The sequence below is a fragment of the Paraglaciecola sp. QJM3NY_14 genome (assembly GCF_056173245.1).
Genome location: NZ_CM149664.1, coordinates 1,836,953 through 1,849,091, shown reverse-complemented (window position 1 = coordinate 1,849,091; position 12,139 = coordinate 1,836,953). Strand labels below are relative to the sequence as shown.

Sequence of the window (12,139 nt, the reverse complement as noted above, 5' to 3'; positions counted from 1 at the left end):
TATCCCTAAGCTGAGTTGTTCATGCCCACACAAACCTGCACAATTAGTGTCTTTATAATTCAATAGGTTTTGCGTTTTTATGATCAGTGTTTTTGATATGTTCAGTGTTGGTATCGGCCCATCTAGCTCTCACACTGTGGGACCCATGCGAGCGGCAAAAGAGTTTAGCCAGCAATTAAAAACACAAAACTTGTTTGATAAAACGGACGAAGTGCGCGCTGAGCTATTCGGCAGCTTAGGACAAACGGGCAAAGGACATGGTACGGGTAAAGCAGTGATCTTAGGCTTGTTGGGCCACGCACCTGAAACCATCGATGCTACCGCTGTTGATGAGATGCTAGCGGAAGTTGAAAAAAGCAGAAGGTTAACGCTGGATCAATTACATCCAGTGCGCTTTGCTGCCAAAGACGCCATCGTCTTCCATCGACGTAAAACACTCCCCCATCACGCCAATGGCATGACCATTAACGCCTTACATAAAGGCGAAATCATTTCATCGCAATCTTATTATTCCATCGGTGGCGGTTTTATTATTCGTGCCGAGGACTTTTTAGCGCAAAAAACCGCCGCCCTCACGTTGGTAGAAAAACCCGTCCCTTTTGCTTTTTCTAGCGCAGAAGAGTTAGTGCGCTTGTGTAAGGAAAACGGTTTTTCTATTAGCTCGTTAATGTACCGAAACGAGCAAGTATTTCAGCCCAAAAGCGATATTACTGCCAAGCTTTGGCACATATGGCAGGTTATGCACGCATGTATTCAAACCGGTATTAAAACCGAAGGCATTTTACCCGGCGGATTAAAAGTGACCCGCAGAGCTCCAGGGCTACATCGCCGCCTACAAAGTGAAAAAAACGCCGACCCCATGGTCGCTATGGATTGGGTGAATTTGTTTGCTTTGGCGGTCAATGAAGAAAATGCCGCTGGCGGGCGCGTAGTGACCGCCCCTACTAATGGCGCAGCCGGTATTTTGCCTGCGGTACTGTGTTATTTTGATAAATTCGTACGCCCAGTAGATGAAGATATTGTGAGTCGTTATTTACTCACCGCTGCTGCTATCGGTATTTTATATAAGAAAAATGCCTCAATCTCTGGGGCTGAAGTGGGCTGCCAAGGTGAAGTTGGCGTTGCTTGCTCAATGGCTGCAGGGGCATTAACTGAAATTATCGGTGGCTCAGTGGATGCGGTCGAAAACGCAGCAGAAATAGGCATGGAACATAATCTTGGCTTAACCTGTGACCCTGTAGGTGGCTTAGTGCAAGTTCCGTGTATAGAACGCAATGCGATGGGTGCGATAAAAGCGATTAATGCATCACGCCTTGCTCTGCGTGGTAGCGGCCAGCATAAAGTCTCCCTCGACAAAGTCATTAAAACCATGTGGGACACGGGTAATGACATGAAATCAAAGTATAAGGAAACCGCCCGGGGCGGGTTAGCCGTTAACATCATCGAATGTTGATACGCTATTGAGTATTAAGGTATTTTGCTAGGCGAAGCCTGGCTACAGACACAAAAAAAGAGGCAATACATTGCCTCTTTTTTCGTTTTGAGGTGAACAATACCCTGTTCATACCTCATTCGCGCAGTACTACACCTTTACTTAACGGGTAAGGTTAAGCCTTTAAACATGCGTTCCACTTCATCGTTATTTTTTTGCATCATGGCTTTTTCAACCACACTCTTAGTTAAATGCGGTGCAAAACGCTCAATGAAGTCATACATGTAACTGCGTAAAAACGATCCTTTACGGAATCCAATTTTTGTCGTGCTGTATTCAAACAGATGGCTGGCATCTATTTTTACCAAATCGCTGTCCAGCTTTTCATCCACCGCCATTGAAGCAATAACACCAATGCCGACACCTAAGCGCACATACGTTTTAATGACATCAGCATCGGTTGCTGTAAATACGATTTTCGGCTCAAGTCCTGCGCGACTGAAGGCTTGATCTAACTCTGAACGACCCGTGAAGCCAAATACATAGGTCACCAATGAATATTGAGCAATGTCTTCAATAGTAATAGAGGTAGTTTGTGCCAGCGGATGGTCGCGATTCACTATGATACTGCGGTTCCAGTGGTAGCAAGGCAGCATCACCAAATCGTTGTACAAGTGCAAAGCTTCGGTCGCAATGGCAAAATCGGCTTCACCTTTTGCGGCCAAATCACTGATTTGCGAAGGCGTTCCTTGGTGCATATGTAACGATACCCGAGGGTATTTGTTCATAAACCCTTTAATAACATCAGGCAAAGCGTAGCGTGCTTGTGTATGCGTGGTCGCAATATTCAGTTTACCTTGGTCTGGTAAAGTGTGCTCTCTGGAAACCGCTTTGATACTTTCAACTTTGGCCAATATTTCTCGTGAAATGTTGATTACGTCTTGGCCGGCATCAGTTACATGGGTTAAATGCTTTCCGCTACGGCCAAAAATTTGCACCCCTAGCTCGTCCTCTAACATACGTACTTGCTTGCTGATCCCCGGTTGAGAGGTATACAAGCTTTCGGCCGTTGCCGACACATTTAAATTATTGTTGAGCACCTCAACGATGTAACGAAGCTGTTGTAGTTTCATGGCAATGCCTTGATAGTTATATTCAGAGTTCTATATATATTAATTTCTTATATACCTAGCGGGCCATTAATTCCATAAGATTTTAACAAAAATGAAAATTTTTTTGCTTAAGGCCTGTCACTAACGCATTGTAAATTAAAGGATACTCTATTTTTATGCTAGTGTATTCTAGTCATTTATCAGCTCACGGTGAAGTATGAACAACGACAACGGACAAATTGATTTTGCCACAGTATTGGCCTCAGCGGTGCACGACATGAAAAATTCTTTGTCTTTGCTGATCCAATCCATTGAAAACCTTGGGCTGACACTTAAAAACCAAGATAACGAGGTTGGTGAGCACTTTGCTTCTGCCCATTACGAAGCTTCTCGTTTAAATACTGGGTTAGTGCAATTATTGTCGTTATACCGAGCAGGCATGGATAATATGCCGCTGAATATTGACGAGCACTACGTTGAAGATGTTGTCGATGAAATCCTTGCTACTAATGAAAGTTATATAAATCACAAAAAAATCAACCTAAACGTTGAGCAAGAGCCCGACTTAGTGGGATACTTCGACGCTGATTTAATTTGCTTGTTGCTCAATGACATGCTGATCAATTCTATGCGTTACAGTAACCAGCATATATTGCTCAAAGTGTTCAGCGACGATAACCACCTTATATTTGAAGTACAGGACGATGGCCCAGGTTACCCTCAAAGCATGTTAGAAGCCAACACAGTGACCATGCAAAATTATGACATAAGCCAAGGCCGCACAGGGCTTGGCTTATTTTTTGCTAGATTAATTGCAGAGGCGCATAAAGCGCACGACTGTAGCGGCTCAATTTCGCTCGCCAATGGCGGCAAATTGGGCGGTAGCGTATTTACCTTAAAAATTCCCGTTTAGCATAATTGTTGTATGCATAACCAGGTTAGTGGCGAAAAATAGAGTAATAAATGATTTTCCCTATAATAATTGTTCTCATCGTATCTCTCATTGTCATGGCGATTATTGTCAATGCCGTGCAACAGCACCGAAACAAAGTGGAGGCTGAGAAACGCGTAGAAGTAGCAAAACAAAAAAATGTCATTGATGAAACAGAAGAGATTTTACTCGCCACTGAGCACATCACCGTTAGTCAGCAACTGAAGTTTATTTTTCAGCAACGTATCGTCAATGCCCTTAAAATTATCGCTCAAGTAAACCCTGGCGTAATGGACATCAGCAGTCGTATTGAAAGTGCCAGTAATAAGCTTAAAGAGCTGTCAGCAAATCAAGAGCCTGTTTCGACGGATAGCTTCAACCTGCCCAATAGCGATAAACAAGTGGTCGCTTACATCAAATGCGTTAAAAAAATGCGCGGGTTGCTGCGCTCTGAGTACACCAAAGGCCGCGTAGACAGCAGTGCCTTTATGGTAGAAGACAAATATTTGGAACGCTTACAGCTAAGAGCAAACGTAGAAACGCTGATGCGCCGCGGCGAATCATCTATGCAAGCCCAGCAACTCGGCTCTGCTCGCCAGTGCATTGAAAAGGCGATTACGGCGTTAGACAGCCAATCTCAGCCAGACGATTACATTATTCAGCGTAAGCAAGAGCTCGAACGACAACTTAAGCAGATTCAAGACAGTTTGCGCAGTGCAAACACTGAAGATGTGCGTAAACGAAAAGAGTCTGAACGCAACGAGCTTGACGAGCTATTTTCCGAAAAGAAAAAGTGGTAATCGTTTTTATACTGTCCCGCTAACCCTATTGATACCTAAGCGACGTTCACTCTGCTAATGGTTGCTTTATCACCCAGTCCCACAAGGCTTGCGCCGAAACGGACATATTGCCCTGCACCTTTTTAATCATGCCCACTTGCTTACTCAATCTGTCTCCTTTGATCGGTAAGCACCTCAATCCAAGTCGCTGCATTTGCTGCTGGCATAGCCCAGGCACAATAGACACCCCCAAACCATGCTCTACAAATTGCCCCAGTGTCGCTAATTGCGATGCCTCAGCCACCATATTTACCTTGAGCTCTAGCGCTTCGTAATGGTTGTCGACCCATCTGCGAATGGCGGACCCTCTATTCATAGCAATAAAGGGAGATTGCGCTAACGCATTCCACGTGACGCTGCTTTGCTGACTCAGCGGGTGTAACTTTGGCAGCACGGCAATAAACTCGTCGGTGAACATGGGATGAAACAGTAGGCCGTCTAATTGTTCGGTTTCAAAGGTAAAACCCAGCGCCACTCGTTCCTCAGAAACGGCATTGATGACTTGCTCCATTACAATATCCGCCACGGCGACCTTGACGTTAGGAAACTGAGATTGAAACGCTCCTAAAATCGCCGGTAAATGCCCTACAGCAAACGAGGGCATCGCGGCGATAGACAACTTTCCTCTTCCCATTGAAAACACTTGCTGCAAGTCGCCAAATGCATCTTGCCAGTCATTCATCAAGCGTATTGCTACAGGTAAGAAGTCTTGGCCTTCAGGACTGAGTTGTACCTTACGTGTGGTGCGTGAAAACAGCGCCCCACCCACTTGCTCTTCCATTTTTTTGATGGCACTAGACAGCGCAGGCTGCGAAAGAAACATCTTTTGCGCAGCTTCAGCAAACGTTGCCGATTGCGCCACTTGTACAAACGCTTGTAGTTGGCGATACGAAACATTCATGAGGGAGTCACTCGAAGCTTATTAATAAATTTTATTTATTAATAAGCATATTAATTCAACTTTACTATTAAAAGATAGTCTTTATATTGATGTTAAATAAACGTAAACAAGGAATTAACATGGCAGGTTTTGATAAAATTGTAGCCAGCTACGCAGAAGCGATGGCAGGTTTAGAGGACAATATGACCGTCATTGCTGGCGGGTTTGGCTTATGCGGGATCCCTGAAGGCCTAATTGGTCAAATGAAAAAAATGGGTACCAAAGGTCTTACCATAGTGTCGAATAACTGTGGTGTTGATGGCTTTGGCCTAGGCCTTTTGTTAGAAGACAAACAAATCAAAAAGATGATTTCGTCTTACGTAGGAGAAAACGCCTTATTTGAACGCCAGTTGCTAGACGGCGAGCTTGAAGTCGAGCTCACTCCCCAAGGCACGCTGGCAGAGAAAATGCGCGCTGGCGGTGCCGGCATTCCTGCTTTTTATACGGCAACCGGATACGGTACACCTGTAGGTGAAGGTAAAGAAGTCAAAGAATTCAACGGCCGTCCTTACATCATGGAAGAGTCTATCGTCGGTGACTTCGCCATTGTTAAAGCCTGGAAAGCAGATCGTTATGGCAACTGCATTTATCGCCACACCGCACAAAATTTCAACCCTATGGCAGCCACCGCGGGCAAAATTACCGTATTAGAAGTGGAAGAATTAGTTGAGCCTGGCGAACTTGAGCCTAGCCAAATTCAAACTCCAGGCATATATATTGATCGCGTTATCGTCGGGAAATTTGAGAAACGCATTGAGCGTAAAGTTTTAGCAAAAACCAATAACGAACTAGGGCAATAGGAGAGCATCATGGCACTATCAAGAGACCAAATCGCCATGCGTGTGGCACAAGAATTTCACGACGGTGATTACATTAATTTAGGGATCGGTATTCCTACCCTTGCCGCTAACTTCGTACCAGATGGTATGCAAGTTATGTTGCAATCAGAAAACGGCTTGCTTGGCATGGGGCCTTACCCCACAGAAGAAGACGTTGATGCGGACATGATCAATGCCGGTAAAGAAACGGTTACCGCTGGCGTAGGCGCATCGATTTTTAGTTCAGCTGAAAGCTTTGCTATGATCCGCGGCGGCCACGTTGATGTCACCGTATTGGGCGCATTTGAAGTTGACGTAAGCGGTAGCATTGCCTCATGGATGATCCCAGGTAAGCTGATTAAGGGCATGGGCGGTGCTATGGACTTAGTGGCCGGTGCAAAGAATATTATTGTGACCATGACCCATGCAGATAAACATGGTAATTCGAAACTCCTTGAAGCATGCACCTTGCCCTTAACTGGCGTGAACTGCATAAACCGTATCATCACCGATTTAGCGGTGATTGAAGTGAAAGACGGTGCATTTCATTTACTAGAGCGCGCACCGGGCGTTAGCGTTGAAGAAATTAAAAGTAAAACCGCTGGTCAGTTGATTGCCGGTGATAACGTGCCGGAAATGCGCGTGTAATAACGCGTAAAGTGCGTAAAATAGAAAATAAAGCTCCATAAAATGTGCGGCAATTGTATAATGCGCCCAATCCCTTTTTAGAGTATTTATTTTTTGCAATTTAGCGATCTACCATTAGACCACCGCTTAGGTAAGGCCTTAGAGATAAAAGGCTTTACCGAAGCAACTGAAATTCAAGCGCAAGCCATTCCTTATGCCCTTATGGGTAAAGATTTGATTGCTTCGTCAAAAACAGGCTCAGGTAAGACCTTGGCTTTCCTGTTACCGGCAGTGCAAAGAGTGTTGACCAAACAACCTCTTAGCCGTAAAGATCCTCGTGTACTTATTCTTGCACCGACGCGGGAACTGGCGAAACAGGTCTTTTTTCAGCTTAAATGGTTGATTGCTAAACATCAGTTAAAAGCGGCGCTCATTCTTGGCGGTGAGAACTTTAACGATCAGGTGAAAGCCCTACGCCATTACCCGCAATTTGTAGTGGGTACTGCCGGCCGTATTGCCGATCACTTAGCGGGTAAGTCTCTGTATTTGAATGGGCTTGAAATGCTCATAATGGATGAAGCCGATCGTATGCTTGATTTAGGCTTTTCTGAGCAATTAAAACAAATCAATGCGGCTGCGGATCACCGTAAACGTCAGTCAATGATGTTCTCCGCCACATTAGACAACGCTGCGCTACATTATCTCACGCAATCGATGCTCAAAGCGCCTCACCGTATTAGCATTGGTATTTCTAGCGCTGAGCATAAAGATATACAGCAACGTTTTTTCCTAGCCGACAATGTGACCCATAAAGAACGCTTACTAACGCATATGATCAACGAAAAAGATCATCGTCAAGTGATTGTATTTACTGCAACCCGCGCCGACACCGAACGCTTGTCGAGTCTATTAAAAGAACAAGGTTTGTATAGCATCGCCTTGAGTGGGGATTTAAGCCAAGGCCAGCGCAATAACATCATGAGTGAATTTGGTCGCGGCCAACAACACATATTGGTGACTACAGACATTGCCTCTCGTGGGTTAGATTTGCTTAATGTTTCTTTAGTTGTGAACTTCGATTTACCCAAACTCGCAGATGAATATGTGCATCGAGTGGGCCGTACTGGGCGCGCTGGTAATAAAGGTGAAGCGGTATCATTTGTTGGGCCAAAAGATTGGGCGAGTTATCTTTCTATCAAAAGCTTCTTACAACAAGAGGTCAGCTTTAGTGAAATTGAAGGGCTAGAGGCGAAATTTAAAGGATTACGCCCGCCTAAGAAAGCCAAAACGCCTGTTAAAAAAGCGTCAGGTAAGGCTGCGCATAATAGTAAAGCGGGCTCTGGGGCGAATAATCAAGGGCCTGACCGAGTAAAACCCATGCAAGGCACGGAAGTTGGCGGCCGTCCAATGAAGCGTAAACCGCGGCAAGTTATTCAAGACGACGATAATGAAGAATAAATAAACCGTGATAACGCGGCATAACGCGGCTCTGGTCGATAGCTCACCGTCCAGAACCGCATTTTTGAGTTGATTATATTTCCGCTTGTGCTCTGACAGCTATTATCGCTTTAGTCCCTCTATTTCCACGCTTCAAAGAAGTCTGCCACATCGCGATTTGGTTTAGATGAGGCATCCGTCATCGGTGTTCCTAAGTATAAAAAGCCGACAATTTCATCTTTTTCAGCGCACCCAAGCGCCTGTTTAACATTTTCATCTTGCGCATAACTGCCTGTACGCCAGATTCCATTGAACCCCTGCGCGACTGCAGCCATTTGCATGGCGTGCACAGCACACGAGGCAGAAGCAACTTGCTCAACCCAAGGCACTTTGGGATGTTCCACATATTTTGCAATCGCTACGATCACCATAGGTGCACGCTTAGGTAATTGAGGTGCTCGCTCTATCTCTTTCTCAGTCATATCAGCATCAATTGCTGCTTGTTCAAAAATATCACCCAGCTTTGCTAGGCCCGATTTTTCACACACAATAAACCGCCATGGCGCTAAACACGCATGATCAGGGGCGCGAAGTGCGGCTTGCATAATATTGGTTAATGCTTCACCTGCTGGTGCAGGGGCTTGTAATCTAGGATGAGAGCTACGATTAAGCAGCAGGTTTAAGGCGTCCATAGAATAAAAATACCTCAAGGAAAATAGAATGTAGGCAGTCAGTATGGCGATTATCACAACTCGGAGCAATAAAAAAGGCGCCCAATGCGCCTTGATTTTTATAGTAATTGCGCCCTATTGAGGCATAAATTTTTTACGTAGAAAGTAATCCGCACTGGTGAATTTACCACCACCTGTGAAGAACAACGACAACAACATAAAGAAATATGTCATGGCAAACTCAATGCCGTTGTTCAAGATCACAAACTTACCACTTGATGTCAGCCAGTTGTAATTCCCATGCTCTTGCAACAAGCTTTTAGCTGCGGCTAACTTATCAGGTGCGCTCATAACATTTTCATTCAGCATGATCGTACCATCTGATAACCAACTAGAGGCATCAGCTATCGCTGGCCAGCCGTTTGGCCAATGCACAGAAAATGCAGCAACAAGCATAGTAAACATTAAGGGAATAGACGCCCAGCGGGTGGCAAGTCCTACTAAAATGAAGATACCGCCGAGCAGTTCAGCTGCTATCGCTAATGAGGCCAACAACGCAGGGGCGGGTAATCCTAGGCCGTAATCTGGACTGGCGAACCAATCAACGGTATTGTCAAAACTACCCAGTTTTGTCCAACCAGCTTGGATCATGATCGGCGCTAAATACAAACGAAGTAGCAAGGGTGCAATGCCCTCAAAGACGGAGGTTTTTTCTAGTGTGCGCTGTGCACCTGTGACTAAATTCAAGACGCTCATAAAGGTTCCAATAAATAATTTGCTACCCATTAGATAGCAGATATTCAAAAAAACTTTCAATCAATGCCAACAATAATTAGTCTTACTTCAGTCGTATCCTTCAAACTGCAGCGTTAATAGCCATGCAGCTCCCACTTTTATGAGTAAGACAATGAGTACAACTTATTTATTCGATTGGGGAGACACCCTTATGGTAGATTTCCCTGACGCGCTAGGCAAAATGTATCTTTGGCCCACGGTCAAATGCATTGACGGTGCAACTTCAGCCTTAAGTCAATTAGCGAAAAATAGTGCCATTTATATCGCCACTAATGCAGCGGACTCTGATGAACATGAAATCAAGAAAGCATTTGAGCGCGTCGAATTAGCGCAGTACATTTCAGGCTATTTTTGTTTCGCCAACACTGGCTTGAACAAAAGCACACCTGCGTTTTATTTAGAAATAATAAAGAATCTAGGTGTCGCTCCTAAAGATGTAACGATGGTGGGAGATACCTTTGACAAAGATAATCGCCCTGCACTGGCAGCCGGTCTTCGTGCTATTTGGTACAACCCATCAAACATCGATGCAACGACAGCGGCAACAGTCGCAAATATCCCTTTAAAAGAAAGGCCGTCTTTTTGCGAAATACACCACTTGGATGAATTGCACGCCCAGGCACGGTCGTTCAGATAACAGTGATTGTCAGCATTATCGCGTAGGTACGCCGCTGTGGAATTTAAAATCAGTATCAGGTTGCACAATGAGATCCGCTTCCACTTCCCCAAAAAATGCAATTCGCTGTGATATATCCTTACCCGCAATGTCTGTCGCTAATGTCAGATAATCTTGATAATGGCGCGCTTCAGAGCGCAGTAGCGAGATATAAAAATCGCCTAAGGGCTTGTCTAAAAATGGCGCTATTTTGGCAAAACGTTCACAAGAGCGCGCTTCAATGTAAGCACCGCAAATTAGCTTGTCGATGAGGGCATCAGGCTCGTGGGTTTTAACATGACGTAAAAGCCCTTTTGCGTAACGACTCGATTCAATTTTGTCATACTCGATATCGTAGCGATTCATCATCTCGAGCACTTGATAAAAATGGTGCAACTCTTCGCGAATGAGCATCACCATTTTATCCACTAAATCTTGGCCGTAGCGACTACCTGTTTTAACCAGCATAGATTTATCTAACTTTAACTTTTCAAGCTCTTGCCAATCGCCAATTTGACGATAAGCAAAATCCTCATAAGGCTTTAACCAGGCCAATAAAGCTTTTGCACTGTCGGCATCTACCGCATAACGACGAATTAAAAACATCGCACTTTGCGCTGCCTTTAACTCACTAAAGTAAACATTGCACAAACGAAATATAAATACCCTTTACACAGATGCGAAGTTATCAACTAATAGATACTATCTTTTATCAAGTAAAACTTTTCGAAGTATATAAGATACATACTCCATTAGGTTCAATGGCATTTGAGAAACAGCCGGATAACAGCCTGTATTAGATTCAGGGTTTAGTTGAGGAATTACACTGCCTGAGTAGTTGTTACGGGACAAGGGTACACCTGCATGCAAATATTTCGAACGAATCTGATAGAATTCATCAATTAGATACTTAGAACCATCCCCCATGTGGAGCTTAACCAAATCTAAAACTCTTCTCCTGATGGAATATTTAGCCTGACCGCAACTAGAACATGTCTTCGTTTCACTTGCATATAATTCGGCAGCAACTTCCAAGGCTGAAACATACAATACAGTCGCTACTTCTAATGTATGCTCATTGATTGAACTCATTGACCAACTTTGTTGAGCATTATAAAAGTGGGCACAGGCTTTTAAATACGTATGATTTGCTGTTCCAGCAACGATTTTACTTATAAAGTTTGCCTGATTATCAGATATATTTATCGTCCCTTCATGAATTGGCACACCATCAATCCAATCTTCTTCTAGTTTAGTTCTGTCTCTAAAGTCATGCTTTACGTTTGCTGGTAATTCCTTGCAAGGCTGTAATGACAATTTAGTGTTAGTGCAAACAGCTAGAAAATCCCGAATTGAGTTGGCTTTAGGCAACCCAACAAATATTGCATCATTATAATCAAAGGCCAAAAACTCAAAGCAAAGATATGAATATTCATCATTTGATAGAATCGAAAAACCCTCACCTGCTATATTTTCAAAAAACAGCTTTTGTTCGGAATTATCAAAGACTGTAGTAATATTAATCCTTGCTATTAGCGAATGTTTATCCGCAGGTTGGGCGTTGTTTGCACTATCAATTACTGAAGCAAGCCTCTTGGCGATAGAATCATCAATTTTAGTTCCTTGGATAACGACCTTTTCAATAACTCCTTTTACCTTATATTTAACTATTACTTTTATTGACTCGCCTATACCAATATCTGCGTCCCCAAAGCAAACATAGTTTCGTTGACCGTCTTTGTAAGGACTAAAGTTCCAAGCACATTTACCAAATTCTTTTCTTAATGTTGCGCAAAAAGCTCTTAGGAATAAGTTGGATTGCTTGTTTGATGTATGATTCAGATATACTTCCATTTATTCGAATCTCGGTTTGGTATGTTTA

General features: G+C 43.8%; 12 protein-coding genes and 1 pseudogene. 7 read left to right on the top strand and 6 right to left on the bottom strand.

Going from position 1 to position 12,139, the window contains the following annotated elements; genetic code table 11:
- The first annotated feature begins 79 nt into the window (after window positions 1-79).
- Window positions 80-1,453, top strand: coding sequence for an L-serine ammonia-lyase (locus AC0VYA_RS07965; RefSeq protein ID WP_475490635.1), 1,374 nt, complete (start codon window positions 80-82; stop codon window positions 1,451-1,453).
- A 137-nt stretch (window positions 1,454-1,590) separates the two neighbouring features.
- Here AC0VYA_RS07965 and cysB read toward each other — a convergent pair whose 3' ends face one another.
- On the bottom strand, window positions 1,591-2,565 hold the full coding sequence (gene cysB, locus AC0VYA_RS07960) for an HTH-type transcriptional regulator CysB (protein WP_006994097.1): 975 nt from the start codon (window positions 2,563-2,565) through the stop codon (window positions 1,591-1,593).
- Window positions 2,566-2,761: 196 nt separating this feature from the next.
- Between cysB and AC0VYA_RS07955 the strand changes: the two genes are divergently transcribed.
- Window positions 2,762-3,457, top strand: coding sequence for a sensor histidine kinase (locus tag AC0VYA_RS07955; RefSeq protein ID WP_475490634.1), 696 nt, complete (start codon window positions 2,762-2,764; stop codon window positions 3,455-3,457).
- Window positions 3,458-3,552: 95 nt separating this feature from the next.
- Window positions 3,553-4,275: a hypothetical protein gene (locus AC0VYA_RS07950; RefSeq protein ID WP_041714342.1), complete on the top strand. Its 723-nt coding sequence runs from the start codon at window positions 3,553-3,555 to the stop codon at window positions 4,273-4,275.
- A gap of 46 nt (window positions 4,276-4,321) precedes the next feature.
- Here AC0VYA_RS07950 and AC0VYA_RS07945 read toward each other — a convergent pair whose 3' ends face one another.
- Complete coding sequence (locus tag AC0VYA_RS07945) at window positions 4,322-5,215, bottom strand: LysR substrate-binding domain-containing protein (protein ID WP_475490633.1); 894 nt, start codon at window positions 5,213-5,215, stop codon at window positions 4,322-4,324.
- 119 nt (window positions 5,216-5,334) lie between these two features.
- Here AC0VYA_RS07945 and AC0VYA_RS07940 point away from each other — a divergent pair, with 119 nt between their 5' ends.
- The 3 genes from AC0VYA_RS07940 to AC0VYA_RS07930 all read left to right on the top strand — a co-directional run bounded on the left by AC0VYA_RS07940 (window position 5,335) and on the right by AC0VYA_RS07930 (window position 8,157).
- The gene (locus AC0VYA_RS07940) at window positions 5,335-6,054 is read left to right on the top strand and encodes a CoA transferase subunit A (protein WP_475490632.1); all 720 of its coding nucleotides are present in this window, start codon (window positions 5,335-5,337) and stop codon (window positions 6,052-6,054) included.
- A gap of 9 nt (window positions 6,055-6,063) precedes the next feature.
- On the top strand, window positions 6,064-6,720 hold the full coding sequence (locus tag AC0VYA_RS07935) for a 3-oxoacid CoA-transferase subunit B (protein ID WP_011574450.1): 657 nt from the start codon (window positions 6,064-6,066) through the stop codon (window positions 6,718-6,720).
- A gap of 93 nt (window positions 6,721-6,813) precedes the next feature.
- The gene (locus AC0VYA_RS07930) at window positions 6,814-8,157 is read left to right on the top strand and encodes a DEAD/DEAH box helicase (RefSeq protein ID WP_475490631.1); all 1,344 of its coding nucleotides are present in this window, start codon (window positions 6,814-6,816) and stop codon (window positions 8,155-8,157) included.
- Between the two features lie 119 nt (window positions 8,158-8,276).
- Here the strand turns inward: AC0VYA_RS07930 and AC0VYA_RS07925 are convergent, their stop codons facing one another.
- Together AC0VYA_RS07925 and AC0VYA_RS07920 are read right to left on the bottom strand one after the other, a co-directional pair.
- Entirely contained in the window at window positions 8,277-8,828 is a 552-nt protein-coding gene (locus AC0VYA_RS07925) for an NAD(P)H nitroreductase (protein WP_011574448.1), read from the bottom strand.
- A gap of 114 nt (window positions 8,829-8,942) precedes the next feature.
- Window positions 8,943-9,563 carry an HvfX family Cu-binding RiPP maturation protein gene (locus AC0VYA_RS07920; RefSeq protein ID WP_475490630.1) on the bottom strand — a complete coding sequence of 207 codons (621 nt, stop codon included), beginning with the start codon at window positions 9,561-9,563 and terminating at the stop codon, window positions 8,943-8,945.
- A 151-nt stretch (window positions 9,564-9,714) separates the two neighbouring features.
- Between AC0VYA_RS07920 and AC0VYA_RS07915 the strand changes: the two genes are divergently transcribed.
- Complete coding sequence (locus tag AC0VYA_RS07915; protein WP_475490629.1) at window positions 9,715-10,239, top strand: HAD family hydrolase; 525 nt, start codon at window positions 9,715-9,717, stop codon at window positions 10,237-10,239.
- A gap of 15 nt (window positions 10,240-10,254) precedes the next feature.
- Here AC0VYA_RS07915 and miaE read toward each other — a convergent pair.
- Both miaE and AC0VYA_RS07905 read right to left on the bottom strand, forming a co-directional pair.
- Window positions 10,255-10,887, bottom strand: a pseudogene (miaE, locus tag AC0VYA_RS07910) (tRNA isopentenyl-2-thiomethyl-A-37 hydroxylase MiaE); the annotation flags it as partial.
- Window positions 10,888-10,959: 72 nt separating this feature from the next.
- Window positions 10,960-12,111: a hypothetical protein gene (locus tag AC0VYA_RS07905; RefSeq protein ID WP_475490628.1), complete on the bottom strand. Its 1,152-nt coding sequence runs from the start codon at window positions 12,109-12,111 to the stop codon at window positions 10,960-10,962.
- Window positions 12,112-12,139 lie beyond the last annotated feature (28 nt).